Below are 16,759 nucleotides of genomic sequence, written 5' to 3'. Positions count from 1 at the left end.
TTTGAGCAAGTGATAATACGACTCCTTTCACCTCGCTCTACTGCCCGTTACTTAAACAAACTACTCCCAGTAAGGAGTACCGCTAAACAGAAATTCCTCTTTATTCAAATAGGACTTAAATTCACGACTCGCTAATTTACTAATATGACCTGGTAACCATTCTTTAGACTCAGGCAGTCCAATCCAAAAATGCATGGTTTCGAGTTGGGCTACTACAAAGAAGCCTTCCAGTTGTTCAACATAATTATGAGGCAATTCGAAGTGTTTGGTATAAGCTTCAAGCAAATGACTTCTGAAGGCAGGGTGAATATATGAAAATGTCCAACCTAAATCGAATAAAAAATAGCCAAGCCCGCAAGCGCCAAAATCAATGGCTCTTACTTCTTGTTCATGAAAAAGAAAATTGCTTGGAATCAAATCTGCGTGAATGACTCCCCAATTGCCGGATGTTCTTTCAATGCCGTTCATCATAGAAATTGCACGTACTCCAGCTGATTGCACAATTTCCACATCATTTATATCGAGTTCATCCCTATTAGCAAGATGTTTGAGTTTTTCTACTGATTGTACAATTCTCGAATGATCAAAAATGGGTCGGGTAAATGATGACGGGACCATCCAAGATGATGATTGTTTATGTAATTTCCCAATCATTTCACCTACGTACCCTGCCTCCTTAACGGATGGCACAATTTGTTTTTGCTCTCCCTCTACCCATTTTACCAACGTACAGTTTATGCCGGCTATTACAGAAACATAGTCACCGTTGTTATTTTTTATAGGTGATGGCAGCACCAAATCCGTATCTCTTGTTAATGATTCCAGCCAAATCATTTCGGAATGGATGACTTCTCTCTCAGACCAAATACTCTCCATTGCATCATTTCTGGATAGGTGGATTCGTAGACTGTAGCAATTATTATTTCTATCAGTCACCTTGTAAACGGTAGTTGCATTTTGTCCAATATGAGCTATGGAATGATAAGGAATCGAATAGCAATTAAGTGCTTCTTTTGAAATATCCTGCACATTCTTCACGGCTATCTTCTCTCCCCTAGGTACAACTGAATACGATTATCGTACCATAATATCCCCAGATTATTTGGGTAGAAATCTCTTATAATCATTGTTTCTCCACTAATTGAAATATAAAGGTAAGCTGTGCCGGCGGATGGCCCGCATACGCTATCCCGTTAGTTTAGCACCTAATATTCTAATAAAGATAACGGTTTGGAGAAATACTCTTTATGGATTACAGAGGAGGTGAACTATAAAATGAGCACTAAAACCAACCCCAAAAAAAACAAACCAAAGCATAGCCCATCACGATCAAACGACCCGAACGATCAAGGAAGATCTAGAATACAAAATAATTCGAAGTAAAGCTGACAAAAAAATAAGTTTGGGAATTTTCAAAAATGTTAACGGAGGTGATAATTATGACTACAAGCCGGAATCATCAAGGGGCGCATGGGATAGGACAAGTTGAAGAGCAATTGAACCAGCAGGCAAATGCAACGGATACCATCCAAGGAGGAAGTAAAACGGATCGTGAAATTGCTAAAGTGGCAAACCGTGATGCACAAACCTCGTTAGATAAGATTATCGAAAGTTAAGAACGAGGGGTTTAGTGAACTGCAGGCTGCCGACCTAGCGGCAGCCTGGTTATAACAATCTACTGAGAATACACACTTCCCCACTTATATGCCAATAGCCTTCTGTTTTTTACTTGGACTATCATGTCCCGTTAGCTTAACTTATTCTTGCCCATCGGTAATAAACTTTCTCATCATAGCTTACAACCGCTACGGTCTCTTTGATTTTAGATCCCTTGATTTTATAAATCACGTCTCCAGGTGGAGCTTTATATTCTGAGACACTACATGCTATAGGTTCAATTTCAATTTTTTCGCCTATTTGCTCTTTAGGTACTTCTACTCCAGTAAAACCAAATATATTATCTTCTATCGTCACAGTATAATTGTAACTTTTATCATCATCTGATTTTGAATTGTTTGAACAACCTGAAATTATGAACAAAGCTTATACGACAATCAGTAATGCTTTATTCAAATTAGTCCCTCTTATAATCTAAATCCCCAACTTTGGAGTATTATTTAGACGTTATAACATTCCATTTGTTGCGCTATCCTGCCAGTTAGTTAAGAATAGGCAGCCGATCTCAAGAAATGTCTTATAATTAAGGTGATGGAAAAACGGCAGTCAGAACCTATACTTCCCGTTCTAATTGCCGTTTCGCTATTCAACTACATTTTTTTCATCCAAAGCTTATAATAATCTACCCACCCTTGCGCATTGATTGTTACACCTGTTAACGCAGGCTGTGAGCGCATCGTAATTAAATTACGATATAAGGGCAGGTACCCGTACTTAGTCAATAAATGGCCTTCTGCATCTTCCCAAATTTCATATCGTTCTCTTCTATCTTTAGTCGCGTATAACTTCTGTGCAGTCTGTTGGATGAATTCACGTTGTTCTTCATTAAAATGCTGATGGAGAAAGCTATTCCCTGACAAAAGAAGGTGTAACACGGACAGCTCCACATCTTCCCCGATCGTAGCACTATCATGGATCAGATCTGCTTCCCTAATCCGTTCTGGCGTTAGTAATTCTTCAGTGGAAAAGTGGAATACTTCTAGCTTAATACCATACTTAGCACACCTGGCTTTTATCCACTCACCATCCTGTCGATGATCTTCTTCCTTAAACGTGTAAAGACGAAGCGTTTCGCCTTGATAATTGCTTTGTAAAAGCAAATGTCTTACGGATTGTGCTAGCTCTGCCATCTCCTCAATATTTCCGCCCATTACACGACCCACTTCGCTCCCATCCATCCCAAGGAGTTCATGTGAGAAGAAACGATCCGTGGTCTCTGCACGTTCTCCCCCTACCTCTAAAATCAAATGCTTGGCATCAAGAATCAGAGAAAGAGCTTGTCTGAAATACGGAGAGGATAGAACACCTTCACGCATCTGCTGAAAGCTGAGAAAAGTAATATTACACTCCATACGTGCAGTTCGCCTGTCCCCTTCTATTCCTACCTGACATAACGCATCTTGATCTACGGATGGGACACTTTGCAGATCGTAGGTGCTCTCCTGGCTATCTATCGTGTCTTCGTAAGTTGGTACGATCCAAATCTCGACTCTATCAAGCAATGCTCGCTCACGAAAATAGGATGAAAAAGCCTCCAGCACAACCATCGATTCATCATTTCGGACTAAACGGAATGGGCCTGTCCCAATTAAATGATTTCTGCCATTCATCTGGGATCGTCTAGCAGCATGTTCTTGCATAATGGACAAATGTGGACTACAAACAAATCGATCAAACCAGTAGCAGGGGTACGCAAGCTGAATACGTAAGGTGTACGCATCCAGTACGTCCATTGTTTCTATTATCTCTGTCATCCATGTATAAGGGGAATTTTCTTGCTGTACTCGCTCAAAAGTATATAGGACGTCCTGTGCATCAAGTTCTTTTCCATCATGAAATTGCACACCTCTGCATAAATAGAAGGACCAGATCCGTCCATCCTCACTAGACTCGACATGATGAGCCAGATGAGCTCTCGTACTCATCGTGCGTGGTTCATAGTGCAGCAATGTATCCGTAATTTGCATAACAACATGGCAATCTGAACGCAGATACATGTGTATGGGGTCCACAATATTAAAAACATCGTCATAACGTAAACGTAACGTATCATGCGGTTTATTGTTGCACAAATCTTGCTGATAGCCAAACTGTGTGTCAAACCAATTTTGGAACTGTTCATGGGCAAGAGGAAGCGTTTTTTTATAGGTATGATGAAGCGCTAATGCATCTTTAATTTTACCTTGGTAGACAAGCTCTTTTGCAATCTTTTGATAGATATCTCCCAATTCGACGAGAAAAAATAGCTGAGAGCGATTCCCTCTTCCTATGCCGGGAACCCATCTAATCAGCCCCTGGTCCACTAACTTGCGGATAATCAGCTTGGTATTGCGATCGGTACAACAGAGCAGCTCAGTTAATTGATCAATAGAAATCGTCATTCCTTGATGAAGAGGAATATGCTGATAGGTGGTACGTATCCGATAATAATCTTCGAGTAATTGCATCATCATGGTTCCTTTCTAAAAAAGCTGTAAAAACCATGAGAAATCTCTTCCCTTTTTACGTTTATTCAGCTGCTTTACAATGTAAAAACAAAAGGGGGACTACTCATGAATAAGCTGAAACACACCTGGAACTATATCGTGCAAAACTATCATACCACGCTGCAAGTCAGAATGTTTGGAGAGTTGCTAACAAGTCTAACTGGTTCGATGCTGGCGCCCTTTCTACTCTTGTACTTATACGAGAAGTTGGACGGTTCCGTTCTGTTGCCTTTGATTATCGTCGGATTGCAACCTTTAGCAGAGATTGCAGTTACGATCGCAGGCGGCAGTATTACGGATCGTTACGGGAGAAAGCCCATCATCTTATTTGCCTTGTTCTTACAAATAGGAGCGATGACCGGATTTATGCTTGCAGATTCAGTTTGGTTATTCGCATTTTTATATATCCTGAATGGAATTGGTCAGTCCCTCTACATTCCGGCAGAACGGGCTCAGATTGCCGATATCGTCCCGGATGAGAAGCGTGCGGAAGTATATGGTGTATTAAACACCTTGGGGTATATCGGGCAAGGACTTGGTCCCGTACTCGGTTTGCTGGTATTTGTCTTGGAGCCCGCTCTCGTATTCGGTTTGCAAGCATGTTCGCTCCTCATCTACGTGCTTGTATTTTGGAAGACCACCCATGAGACTGCACCGCTAAATCACCTGAATGAACCTTTGGCAACGGTCGTTGTTCAAGATTCTCAGACCGATCGTTCTATAGATAAGTCACGATCTGTATTCAGACAAACAAAACAGTTCGTATTCCTTCATCAGCATGTAATCCTTCTTATGTTGTGCACATTACCAATCAGTTTCTTTTATGCACAGACAGAAACAACTTTTCGTATACATGTGCAAGCTATCTTTACCAATCACTTGTCTGTGATCGCTATTCTGGCTACCGTAAAAGCTTGCCTATCTGTTGGACTGCAAGTCTGGCTTATCAAAAAAACGGAGCATGTGTCGCTCATAACCATCATGTTAATCACTTGTCTCTGTTATACCATGACATCACTTTTATACGGGTTCTCCTCCGTGTTGTGGCCTTTACTGGTGGCTCAATTGACGATGACAATCGGAGAAAGCTTAGGACTTACCAGGCTTCATCAGTACGTCGCTGGTATTGCACCAGTTACGAATCGAGGGCTATACTTCTCAATTCATGGAACACATTGGGATATATCTCGTTCCATTGGACCTTATTTAGGCGGTATAGTATTCATCCAGACAAGTGGCGCTGTATTATTTATAATCGTCTCTATACTACTCGTCGTATCATATCTATCATTCCGATGCCTATTATCTCGTAATGTTCGCGCGGCTAACAATCTTTAGGGAATTTAAAGGTTAGTTGAATAGTCGCTTATTACTCGCTTAAACTTACTATTAGTAGAGTAAGAAATGGTTGCAGCCGGTGGTAATTTCTTTCCGTCACCACGCATAAATGCATCAACAAATACATGGAGCAGCTGCCACCGGCAATCTGCTCCATGTATTTGTTGAACTATCGTGTCCCATTAGTTCAAAAGTTGGTTAAAATTACTTTTGATTTTCATATTGTTCCTCTTTCCACCTAACTTGTCAAGGACTCCAAAGCACAAATAGAGGACCTCCTTTGCATTTCACATTGGATTGATATCATGACCATTTTCTTAATGCATCTTCGGCAAGATTACCAAATTCCTGAATATCCGAAAGATAATCAAAATTATTTTTTCCACCAAAAGTCCAAAGGCTATTTGTCATCCTTACTACCACCGCATTATGTTTCGGAATCACTGTACATGAACATCCCGATGCCCCGAGAATCTGAAAAGTTTGTTCCGGTAAACTTGGTCCAATTTCACAACTCTCCACCATTGAATTTTGAATCCACCAGAAGAAGCCAAGTCTGGGTAAATGAACTGGCAATGAATCTGGGGTCTGAACCGATGTAACAATATCGAATACTTTTTCCGGAAGCAGTTGTTTACCTTCATACATCCCCTTGTTTAAATGTAAATTTCCCCAATGAGCTAGTTCTCTCGCACTTACGTAAAGATTACGGTCACTACCCTCATTAGATTCTAATCTCAAAGTAGGGAAACTATGGGGATCATTAATATCGCATACTAAAGTTTCTTTTCCCTCTGTCCTCCATTCAGTCCGTGTAAAATTCATAGGTTTAAAGACTCTTTCATTTATGATTTCAGAAACCGTTTTTCCAGTTGCATTCTTAACAATAGCGGCAAGGATTTCAGGTTTTTTTCCTTCGAATGCTGTACCCGATACAAAACCTTTTACTACACTTTTCCCTTTAAATTGCAGACCTGTTGTGCGTGTGACTAAATGCCTTAGTGTCGTGTTACCAAGAATATCGTTATCAAAACCAACAAGATACTCGCTTAACAAACTATCCAAGCTTTCTATATAACCATCATAAAGAGCGATTGCGGCAGCAAGACCCACGTATGTAACCCTCGTTGAATAAACATTAAACTGTGATTCTGCTCCCGTTTTTCTCGCACCTTTATGGAAGTGATGAAACCCGGAATACCATTCATGTATGATTTTGTTATCCTTAATTACGCATAATGCTCCTGCTGATGCAGCAATTCGATTTTGAATTTGCTCCGTATACTCGTCTAAAGTGCTAAATATATTATTATTTAGATTCATTTTTCTCCCCTCTCATTATACAGAACGTTAGTTCGCTTAAATTGCACAACAGATTTCATGTTTTGGGAATTATTAGTTGAAGCATCATGCCCGTGAGGTTAATAAAAAGCAGGCATCAGCAGCCTGCTCAACAATGTGTGTTATTCAACTCCCGTGTCCCGTTAGTCTTACCGCTTTTTGCATACTATAGGACATCCCTCGATATTATTTGAACAAGATGGAGGTATCTCGAGAATCAAGCATCTCTAACGAACACTGCTCCAATAACGTAGCCATTTTACGGTACAATGCTCCTCCTAAACTTAGCCGTCTGACTCCCAATTTCCGCAAAGTGGCAACATCCGTAAGATCGGGAAGTTAACTTAATAAAATGAGCAGACTGCGGAAGCCTGCTCAATAATGGTTTGTTATTCAACTATCGTGACCCGTTAGCGCAACAAGGTGGAGCGGAAGTTTGTGTGGTATTACTGCGGCTGCTCTCCTGGGACATTCACTTGGAAAGTAACCCCGAACTTGTCCTTTACGATCCCGTACAAGGGACTCCAATCCATCTTCTGAATGGGCAAGACGACTTGTCCGCCGTCTTCCAAAGCGGCGAAGATTTCTCTCGCTCTTGCCTCTTCTCTGGGATGGATGGCAATCTGAACCGTATCGCCTGGCTGATAAGGCGTGCCTGGGAAGTTATCGGTGAACATGAGATCCGCGTCGCCGACTTTCAAGTGCGCATGCATAACGCAATCCTTCATGTCATCCGTCAACGGATGATTCGGGTCCGCCGGCATATCTCCGTACGTCATGATGCTAATCACTTTCCCGCCCAGCGCTTTCTCGTAAAAATGGACCGCTTCTTTCGTGTTACCGTCAAAAATCAAATACGGGTTCAAACTGATTGACATCATTTAACATCTCCTTTGGAATAATTTGGACAACCTCATTCATTATACACCAAAAAAGAAATGCGTGATTTCTTTTCGATTGCTAGTTTTGGTGAACCTATTGAGGAAATCACTTATCCGTAGAGGAAGGAAAATCAGAAATGGACGAGCGTCCGGGCGCACTTCACTATCCTGCCCTTTAATTAAGCAAAGGCAGCCGACACAAAAAGCCGACTGCCTTCAAAAGTCTTTATTGAACTATCGTGTCTCGTTAGTTGAATCACTTATCCAAAATGATAATCACCATCACCATGCTTTTACTACTTTCCCATGTTCGAATCTATCAAATAGGTATGTTAGTATTCTTTCCGCAGCATAATTTGTTTTAGCTAACTTGATTTTACTCGCACGTTCATCAGTTACCACTGATTCTTCATACATCTGTGTATCTGTTGCCCCAGGTCTAACACCCATAATTTTAACATCACCTTGTTCTACTCCAATTGATTTCACAAATGTTTCGAGACCTGCTTTAGATGTTGAGTAACAACTTAACATTGGTTTCAAATTAAATGATAGTCCAGAAGAGATATTCATGACACGTTTGTCTACCTTTAATGTTTTAGTATACTTTATGAAGCTTGACGTTAAGAGCATAGGAGCAATTAAGTTAACATTCATATGATCTATGATCCCATTAGGTTCACTCTGGCTTATGAATTCAACTGGCTTAACCACTGCAGCATTATTAACTAAGTAGATGGACTCAATAATAGATGCATTAATTTTTTGGATAATTTGATTCATTAAATCGTCGAGCTTATGGACATCCTTTAAATCAACATCAAAGTAATCCATTGAAACATTGTTGGATTCTGCTAAAGAAAGTAACTCATTATTTACTTCTCTTGATATACAAAATAGATGGTGGTTTGGTGACAAAAGCTTTTCAGTCAAAGTTCTTCCAATACCACGCGATGATCCAGTAATTATGAAGTATTTCAATTGGGTAACCTCCATTTTTTAATCCTTAACGATTTCCCAAACTGCAAATCCCATTTTATCTATAAGTTAGCTGAATAAGCTGCCAATTGTGCCGACAGCCTGTTCTCATTATGCTATCGTTTTCCGTCCCAATCCATTGTATGCTATACCGTCAATCATCATAAGACAGTCTGAATCAATGAACTCTGTTGTGGATGTCATTCTTGCAGGGAAATCCTTTTCAAAGTAATCAAAAAATACTTGTTCCATTTCGGGTAGATCCTTAATACTTTTGAGGTAGACATTAACTTTTACAAGGTTTTGAAGTGGTACATCAAGTTGAATAAGTGTGTCTTTTAAATGTGAAAAAGTATCATGTATTTGCTCAGTAAAGGTTTGTCCAAAACCTCTATGTAATCCAAGAAACACATAATCTCCTGCCGAAACAGCTGCTGAGTAGCTAAATGGTGTTGAAATCCGGTTTATCATATCATGAACCTCCTATGAGATACGATCACCACTCCATGTTAGAACGTATGTTCCGAATTGTAAATGATTTTTTAACATGTATTTCCATGAAATATTGGAGAATAACTTATATCCTTAAAATAAAAAATCCCCCTTAAGTGAACACCATACAGCCTTACTTTGTATGTGTCTACTTAAAGGGGATAATCTCAAATTCTCGACAGCCCGAGGGCACCATGTGTTTCATTATTTAATGATAAAGGATACAATCCCTAATATTATGCATAAAATCCCACTTAAGAACTGTCCAATCCCTGAGGCTTGTCCAAGTATTAATAGATTAAATAAATTTTTTCTCTTCTGATTCTTTCCGACAAACGCATCATCCGTTTTCATTCTATAGATGCCCCATAATACTAAGACTACTCCAAATAGTATAAATAATAATTTTAATGCCATATTTTTGACCCCCATGATGTATGATTTCTTTATATAATTTTTCCCACTAATTATTTTTGCATACGATGATCAGTCATCTTCCTCAAATATAAAAACCTCTTCGATCGATAAGTTAAACACTGAAGATATTCGATAGGCTAGTAAAACAGATGGATTATATTGCTGTTTCTCTAAAGATATTATTGTTCTTGAAGAAACACTTACTTGATCAGCTAGTTCTTGTTGTTTGATACCACGTTCTATACGTAACTCCTTTATTCTATTTCTCATAGCCTACTCCTAATTAAAGAACATGATTATAATATTTTTTAGCTAAAAAGTTCGTACACGCACACAATACGATAATCACAAATAAGGCAGTATTCGTTGGGATTGCAAGCCAATTTGAAAGAAACATCATCAGAAGCGTCACCAACATGATAATTCTCATCGTAAATAGTGAAGCTTTTCCATCAATGATATCATCTCGTTCGTCATATTCTTTGGACATTTCTCGGTCCATCTGTTTTCTATTCGCCTTATATTTAACGTGAGAAGTTATAGCGAAAGCTATAAGTCCTACTCCTACCAACAATATTGAAACCCCGGAAACCAATCCATCTGTTGTATTAGCTTTCGTGTGATTCCAAATGATTTCAAATAACCCCATGATGAGAAGGGCTGATGAGCATAAATATAGCTCAGTAAATCTATTTTTCAAGCAAGTCACCCCTAACATCGTACAATGTGAAGTTTATTTCACATGAAGTTAACTTCATATTACACAGTCTAGATGGAATAGTCAAAAGTTAATTTACTCCATCTAATGGTTCTTGTATCTCTCGTTTCCCATTCTTAATTTTTCGAATCTAACGTTTGTTGACTATAGTATCAAGTTTGTTATCTAGAAGCATCGAATCTTCCTAATATACAATGAACTTAACAAGTGAAATACAAACGAGAAAACACCGGAAGGAGTGACAAACATGAGCTCTGCAGCTGAACAAAAAAATAAACGAAAGCGCTTACAAATCCGATGGCATAAGCAGGATACGGAATTAACCCTCCTAGCATTGCCGACGACGATTTGGTACATCCTATTTTGTTTCTTACCGATGTTCGGGATCATTATTGCCTTCAAAAACTTCAGAATTAGCGGCGGCTTCTTCAGCAATGTGTTCAATAGTCCCTGGATCGGCTTCAAGAACTTTGAGTTCCTGTTCAAGTCGAATGACGCTTGGATCATTATTCGGAACACCATTGGATATAACATTATTTTTATCGTCCTAGGCATTGTGCTGCCCGTTCTTTTCGCGATTATGATCGGACTGCTCCACAGCCGCAAAGCCAGCAAAGTCTATCAGACGATGATGTTCCTCCCCTATTTCCTATCTTGGGTTGTCATATCCGCTGTAGGCTGGGCGTTCCTGAGCTTCGATAAAGGGATTGTCAATCAGATGCTCGTCAGTATGGGCGGCGATCCGATTAACTGGTATATGGAACCGGCATACTGGCCATTCTTTCTGATTCTCTTAAATGTCTGGAAAGGCTTAGGCTATGGCATGGTCATTTATCTGGCAACCATTACAAGCCTTGACAGCACCTATTATGAAGCCGCTGTAATGGATGGCGCTTCCATCTGGCAGCAGACGAGATATATTACGTTGCCTATGCTCAAGCTCGTCATCGTCATGCTGTTCATTTTGGCCGTTGGACGCATATTCTACACCGATTTCGGCTTGTTCTATCAGGTCACGCGAGATTCCAATTCACTATTCAACGTATCGACCACCATCGATGTCATGGTATTTAAACAACTGAAGTCCGCTACGGTAGGTATGGCATCTGCTGCTGCATTCGTACAGTCCGTCCTGGGTTGTGCAACGATTCTAATCGCAAACTGGATTGTACGAAAAATTGATCCTGAGAGCGCGATGATGTAAGGAGGTAAATCGATGGCAACTCAAATTGAATATACCACAGGCCTAGATAAATTTAACCGTACCAGTAACGTCGTTAACGTCTTCTTCCATCTCATTTTTATCCTATTGGCGCTGATCTGCATCATTCCCGTCATTGTCGTTCTCTCGATTTCGTTCTCTAGTGAGGCCTCCATACGTGAATCAGGGTATCACTTGATTCCGGTTGCATGGTCCGGAGAGGCTTACGCCTATATTGCCAATCAAGGCTCCATGATTCTGCGGGCGCTTGGCGTATCAGTACTCGTGACTGCCGTTGGTACGGTACTCGGCGTATTACTAACGACCTCCATGGGCTATGTGCTCTCTCGCCCATCCTACAAGCTGAGGGGATTTCTGACCTGGGTTGTGTTTATCCCCATGATTTTCAATGGCGGTCTGGTATCCAGCTATTTCATCAATACGAACCTATTAGGGTTAAAAGATAGCGTCTGGGCACTTATTCTCCCGCTTGCTGTCTCATCGTTCAATGTAATCATTTGTAAGACTTTCTTCAAGAGTACGATTCCTGATGGGCTGATCGAATCCGCTGAGATGGATGGCGCAAGTCAGCTGCGAATTTTCTTCTTTATCATCCTGCCGATCTCTTTGCCCGTACTCGCGACCATCGGACTGTTCCTCTGCTTCGCCTACTGGAATGACTGGTTCCAATCGATGCTCTATATCGACAACCAGAACCTATATTCTCTGCAAGCCCTTCTCAATAGCTTGATGAGCAATGTGGATGCGCTAGCAAAGAATGCTGCAAGCATGGGCGTCAGCTATGCCGTACTTGTCGCGACGATGCCGAAGGAATCTGCTCGCATGGCTGTGGCCATTCTCATTGTTCTGCCTGTCGCCTTCGCTTATCCGTTCTTCCAGAAGTATTTTATTTCAGGATTAACGATCGGCGCTGTCAAAGGATAAGGTACGAAGTAAGCCAAGCAAGCTTGGTTTATGATAGATCACTGTACAACATTCACGGTGATATAACTTCAAAAAGGGGGAAATGAAATGAAGAAATCTTGGAAATCAATTTCTACAATGTGTATTCTTACACTCATGGCGACGGCTTTAGCGGCTTGCGGCGGTACGAAGACTGATTCTACAACAGAAGGTTCTACGAAGACGACAGATACACCAAAGGACACCCCAGCAGTCAGCAAGGAAGTTCCGACATTGGTCTGGTGGACGATCGGCGGCCAAGTCCCTAATAACTTCAGTAAAGCGATTGATGCAATGAATGCATACACAGCCGAGAAGATTGGCGTAAAAATTGATATCAAGGTCGCCAGCTGGGGTGAATGGGATACCAAAATAAACACGATCGTCAACACGGGCGAACCATTCGACATCATGTTCACGAATAGCGGTAAATACAGCAAACAAGTTGCTCTGGGAGCCTTTGCCGATATCTCGGATTTGGTGCAGAGCGAGACGCCTGAATTATACAAAACGATCCCTCAAAAAGTATGGGAAGGCACGAAAATTGGCGGCAAGTATTATTCGGTTCCTACCTATAAGGATTCATCGTTAACGCAGTATTGGGTATACGATGATAAATACGTGCAAAAATACAATATCGACATCAACAATATCAAAACATTGCAGGATCTGGATAAGCCGCTGCAGGCGATGAAAGCTGGCGAAGGCAAGAGCTTCTACCCGTTGCCAATGACGCAAAGTGAAGGCTTGAATGGTTTCTTTAACGATTATGACGATTTAACCCTCGGCTTCGCTCCAGTTGGTGTCAAGGCTGACGATGCATCGCGCACGGTAGTCTCCGTTCTCGAGCAGCCAGATGTGATGGCTAACCTGAAGCTCCTGCATCAATGGTATCAGGCTGGTATCATCAACCCGGATGCTCCGACGAAAACAGAGAATCAGAAAGGCAGACCATTCTTCGCAGCACAGGCATTCCCAGGTGCAGAAGTAAGCTGGCAAATCAATGATGCGGTTCAAAAGTATGATATGGTTCAACACTATGGGCCAATTTATACGACGAGCACGATCCAAGGCTCCCTTAACGCGATCTCTGCGAATTCGAAATATAAGAAGGAAGCTCTTAAATACCTCGAACTCGTCAACACAGATCCAAAACTGCGCAATATGTTGGCCTTCGGTGAGCTTGGGGTAGATTACAAGAATGTTGATGGCGAAAAGGTCATTGAGCGTACCTCCGATACTTGGCCGCTAGCTGCCTACACGCAAGGCACATTCTTTAATCTAGCTGTAACCAAAGGTGCTCCCGTAGATCAATGGGAACAAGTTAAAAAGCTGAATGATGTTGCAACATCTTCCACGATACTTGGTTTCGCACTGGATATCGGCAATCTTCAGACCGAAGTGGCGAATTGCCAAGCGGTATGGGATAAATACAAATATGAACTCATTACGGGCGCATCCGATCCAGAGAAGATGATTCCGAAGATTACGGCTGAGTTGAAATCCGCTGGGATGGACACGATTATGAAAACGGCTCAAGAGCAAATAAATAATTACTTCAAGTAAGATTAAATTCAAGAGAGCATCCCTTATTGAAACACTCAGTATGGGATGCTTTTTTCTTGCTATCTATGAAGCTTTGCTGAATCATGTTAAAGTGGTAATGTAACTGCTTACATTCAACGAGCTACTGCAATTGAGGTGTCGTATGAGCTCCTTTTTACAAATCAAAATTTATCGTCACAAGTTTATTGCTTATGTCATTTTCGTCGTGACCATTGGACTCACGCTTGGCATTCTGACCTGTGCAATGCTGCTGAATCAATGGGTTGGTGACGCCCGTATAGAGGCTGCTAATGCTTTCGCTGGTGTAGAGAATGAGCTGCAGTATGATGCCGACCGCATTGAATCCTACATGCAGCGGATATACTCCAATCATAGTCTGATGGCGGATGCTCGCAGCTTCCTAAGTAGCAGTGTGGAAGGCTACTTAACCAATAGTCTGCAGAAGAGCCAATTCTCGCAGCCGCTGGTATCCTTTCCAGAGGATATTAAAACCTACCTGTACAGCTGGGCGCGAGGTGAAATAACGCAGATTAGTCTGCATACCAACCAGTATGGCAATGTCGTACGATTTAACGATAACGGAATTGCAAGCTTCATGTTCGGTCTTCCAAATACAGATGAGGCTTTTCACGATACCATTCTAAAGGGATTCGTATATCGCAAGAAACTATCGGATGGAGTACTGGGCCCTAAGGAATTCGGGGAGCTGCGCTTCTTGGTCAGCAGTGATCAAATCTTTAAATCTATACAAAATCATCGATTAGGAAAGGCTGCTGCAGTCAGTGCTTCTGGTGAGATATACCTTATCGGTAATGGACCGGACCAAGACTTGATGGAACTATCCCGTCTTGCGACGGCGAATGGACGCAGTCATGGTTATATATCGAAGGGTTTTTTCAAGCATATATTTTTCGTCACCTTTCCATCCACCAAGTTCAATTTCAAATTCGTTAGCATCGTTGATTTATCAATGCTGATTCGGCAGCATGCTAGGATGCTAATCACCATCTTTCTAATCGTATTAACGACCATCATTAGCGTACTGTTGCTCATTGTGTACAATTTGCGAGATGATTCCCGCTTCCTGCACCGCATTATTCTATCGATTGGACGTGTGAAAACAGCCAACTTCACCCCTAATCGCCCTGCTCGTTATCGTCGAAATGAATACGGCATGATCGCAAGGGAATTAGACGATATGATTCAACAATTAGATAAACATATCCGTAATGAATATTTACTTAAGCTTAAGCAGCAAGAAACCGAAATGAAAGCGCTTCAACACCAGATCAACCCCCATTTTCTTTACAATACGTTAGAGGTTATCCGCTCCACTGCTCTTGTTAACCGGGATATGGACACCGCTGATGCCATTGCTACCCTAGGGGCGCTCTATCGTGATATGGTCAAAAAGGAGAATATTATTTCGATTGCTAGTGAGCTGGAATTGCTTCAGAAGTATTTAGAGATTATGGAGTTTAAGTATCCAGAGCGTTTTTATTATCAAGTCAATGTAGAGCAGGCCCTCCTCTCGATCCCTACCGTGAAATTCTGGATGCAGCCTTTAGCTGAGAATTTTTTCATCCATGGCTTTAACGCCAGTCATGAATTTAACCTGTATGTCGTTAACGGCTGGGAAGCTGAAGATCATTATGTATTGGAATTCGTAGACAATGGACGTGGAATGAACGCCGAGCGTTTAAATACAGTTCGAAGCACACTCTTGAGCCATGATGATACCTCTTCCAATAGTATTGGTCTGCGCAACGTATGCACACGACTTCATTACTTCTATGGGAACAACTTTTCTATAGAGATTGCGAATAATGAGGAAGCTGGAGTCAAGATTTCAGTACGTATTTCAAAAGAGGTGATTGAACATGTACAAGCTGATGATTGTGGATGACGAACCTCAGATTTTGGAGGGGATGAAGCGAATCCTGGACTGGAAACGATACGGCTTCAGTCGGATCGAAACCTGCGAATCTACGGAGGTGGCCATATCCAAGGCTGTAGACCTGCTGCCAGATGTCGCAATTTTTGATGTCTGTATTGGCAAGAATCTTGGATATGAAACGATCCATAGACTCAACGAGCTCCAAATCCCTACGAAATATGTTATTATGAGCGGCTATAGTGAGTTCAAGTATGCCCAAGAAGCCATTCGCTGTGGTGTCAAAGACTATCTACTCAAGCCTATAGAACGTACAAAGCTGCAGCAAGTGATTGAGAAGATTATCGTGGAAGATCTCCATGGTACGGTAGGAAATATGAACAGCGAGAGTCTGAACAAGGATCCGGTGCTGGGTGTAAGTTATGACAACTTATCCAAGCTGGTCAACCGCATCCTGCTGATGATCAAGACGGAATATGCTCAGAATATCACCTTAAAATCAGTGGCAGAACGCTTCCAGATGAACAGTACCTACCTTGGACAATTATTTCTTAAAGAATCCAACATGAAATTTTCAGAATACCTCATGGCTTACCGAATGCTCCTCGCACAAGAACGAATTCAATCGACAGACGAGAAGATTTCTTATATCGCACTTTCCGTTGGCTATAACAACCTCAATTATTTTTATACGCATTTCCATAGCTTTTTCGGAAGATCTCCCTCTGATCTGCGGGGAAAAGGTTAACAACGAACTTGGCAGAAAGGAGGATATCGATGCTAAAGCACTCTAGACACAGATGTATC

17 protein-coding genes are annotated in these 16,759 nt (G+C 41.4%); 7 read left to right on the top strand and 10 right to left on the bottom strand.

Annotation, left to right across the window (positions count from 1 at the left end):
- Positions 1-60: 60 nt before the first annotated feature.
- A complete protein-coding gene (locus tag C558_RS0106895; RefSeq protein ID WP_018755518.1) occupies positions 61-1,038 on the bottom strand; it encodes a phosphotransferase enzyme family protein in 978 nt (325 codons plus the stop codon).
- A 401-nt stretch (positions 1,039-1,439) separates the two neighbouring features.
- Here C558_RS0106895 and C558_RS34210 point away from each other — a divergent pair, with 401 nt between their 5' ends.
- On the top strand, positions 1,440-1,616 hold the full coding sequence (locus tag C558_RS34210) for a hypothetical protein (protein ID WP_018755517.1): 177 nt from the start codon (positions 1,440-1,442) through the stop codon (positions 1,614-1,616).
- A gap of 136 nt (positions 1,617-1,752) precedes the next feature.
- Here the strand turns inward: C558_RS34210 and C558_RS0106885 are convergent, their stop codons facing one another.
- Both C558_RS0106885 and C558_RS0106880 read right to left on the bottom strand, forming a co-directional pair.
- On the bottom strand, positions 1,753-1,974 hold the full coding sequence (locus C558_RS0106885) for a hypothetical protein (RefSeq protein WP_018755516.1): 222 nt from the start codon (positions 1,972-1,974) through the stop codon (positions 1,753-1,755).
- Between the two features lie 293 nt (positions 1,975-2,267).
- Entirely contained in the window at positions 2,268-4,130 is a 1,863-nt protein-coding gene (locus C558_RS0106880; protein WP_083927106.1) for an ABC transporter substrate-binding protein, read from the bottom strand.
- A gap of 99 nt (positions 4,131-4,229) precedes the next feature.
- Between C558_RS0106880 and C558_RS0106875 the strand changes: the two genes are divergently transcribed.
- Positions 4,230-5,501, top strand: coding sequence for an MDR family MFS transporter (locus C558_RS0106875; protein ID WP_018755514.1), 1,272 nt, complete (start codon positions 4,230-4,232; stop codon positions 5,499-5,501).
- 303 nt (positions 5,502-5,804) lie between these two features.
- Here the strand turns inward: C558_RS0106875 and C558_RS0106865 are convergent, their stop codons facing one another.
- The 7 genes from C558_RS0106865 to C558_RS0106835 form a co-directional block, all read right to left on the bottom strand.
- Positions 5,805-6,824 (bottom strand): serine hydrolase domain-containing protein, encoded by a 1,020-nt coding sequence (locus C558_RS0106865; RefSeq protein ID WP_018755513.1) that lies wholly within the window; start codon positions 6,822-6,824, stop codon positions 5,805-5,807.
- Between the two features lie 464 nt (positions 6,825-7,288).
- Positions 7,289-7,720 (bottom strand): VOC family protein, encoded by a 432-nt coding sequence (locus C558_RS0106860; RefSeq protein ID WP_018755512.1) that lies wholly within the window; start codon positions 7,718-7,720, stop codon positions 7,289-7,291.
- Between the two features lie 285 nt (positions 7,721-8,005).
- Complete coding sequence (locus tag C558_RS30560) at positions 8,006-8,704, bottom strand: SDR family NAD(P)-dependent oxidoreductase (RefSeq protein WP_018755511.1); 699 nt, start codon at positions 8,702-8,704, stop codon at positions 8,006-8,008.
- Positions 8,705-8,812: 108 nt separating this feature from the next.
- Positions 8,813-9,172: a RidA family protein gene (locus C558_RS0106850; protein WP_018755510.1), complete on the bottom strand. Its 360-nt coding sequence runs from the start codon at positions 9,170-9,172 to the stop codon at positions 8,813-8,815.
- A gap of 225 nt (positions 9,173-9,397) precedes the next feature.
- Entirely contained in the window at positions 9,398-9,610 is a 213-nt protein-coding gene (locus C558_RS0106845; RefSeq protein WP_018755509.1) for a hypothetical protein, read from the bottom strand.
- 69 nt (positions 9,611-9,679) lie between these two features.
- Positions 9,680-9,880, bottom strand: a complete 201-nt coding sequence (locus C558_RS0106840) for a helix-turn-helix transcriptional regulator (protein ID WP_018755508.1) — start codon at positions 9,878-9,880, stop codon at positions 9,680-9,682.
- 13 nt (positions 9,881-9,893) lie between these two features.
- Positions 9,894-10,319: a DUF2178 domain-containing protein gene (locus C558_RS0106835; RefSeq protein ID WP_245583759.1), complete on the bottom strand. Its 426-nt coding sequence runs from the start codon at positions 10,317-10,319 to the stop codon at positions 9,894-9,896.
- A 256-nt stretch (positions 10,320-10,575) separates the two neighbouring features.
- Here C558_RS0106835 and C558_RS0106830 point away from each other — a divergent pair, with 256 nt between their 5' ends.
- From C558_RS0106830 to C558_RS0106810, 5 genes are all read left to right on the top strand, one after another.
- Positions 10,576-11,532, top strand: a complete 957-nt coding sequence (locus C558_RS0106830; protein WP_018755506.1) for an ABC transporter permease — start codon at positions 10,576-10,578, stop codon at positions 11,530-11,532.
- A 12-nt stretch (positions 11,533-11,544) separates the two neighbouring features.
- Positions 11,545-12,474, top strand: a complete 930-nt coding sequence (locus C558_RS0106825; RefSeq protein ID WP_018755505.1) for a carbohydrate ABC transporter permease — start codon at positions 11,545-11,547, stop codon at positions 12,472-12,474.
- Positions 12,475-12,561: 87 nt separating this feature from the next.
- Entirely contained in the window at positions 12,562-14,058 is a 1,497-nt protein-coding gene (locus C558_RS0106820; protein ID WP_018755504.1) for an ABC transporter substrate-binding protein, read from the top strand.
- Between the two features lie 142 nt (positions 14,059-14,200).
- Positions 14,201-15,964, top strand: a complete 1,764-nt coding sequence (locus C558_RS0106815) for a sensor histidine kinase (RefSeq protein ID WP_018755503.1) — start codon at positions 14,201-14,203, stop codon at positions 15,962-15,964.
- Positions 15,939-16,700, top strand: coding sequence for a response regulator transcription factor (locus tag C558_RS0106810; RefSeq protein WP_018755502.1), 762 nt, complete (start codon positions 15,939-15,941; stop codon positions 16,698-16,700). The genes C558_RS0106815 and C558_RS0106810 overlap by 26 nt, the downstream gene beginning before the upstream one ends.
- The last annotated feature ends 59 nt before the right edge of the window (positions 16,701-16,759 follow it).

Origin of the sequence: Paenibacillus terrigena DSM 21567 (assembly GCF_000374845.1) — a bacterium.
Taxonomy (GTDB): domain Bacteria; phylum Bacillota; class Bacilli; order Paenibacillales; family Paenibacillaceae; genus Paenibacillus_K; species Paenibacillus_K terrigena.
This window is presented reverse-complemented; position numbering and strand designations above follow the sequence as displayed.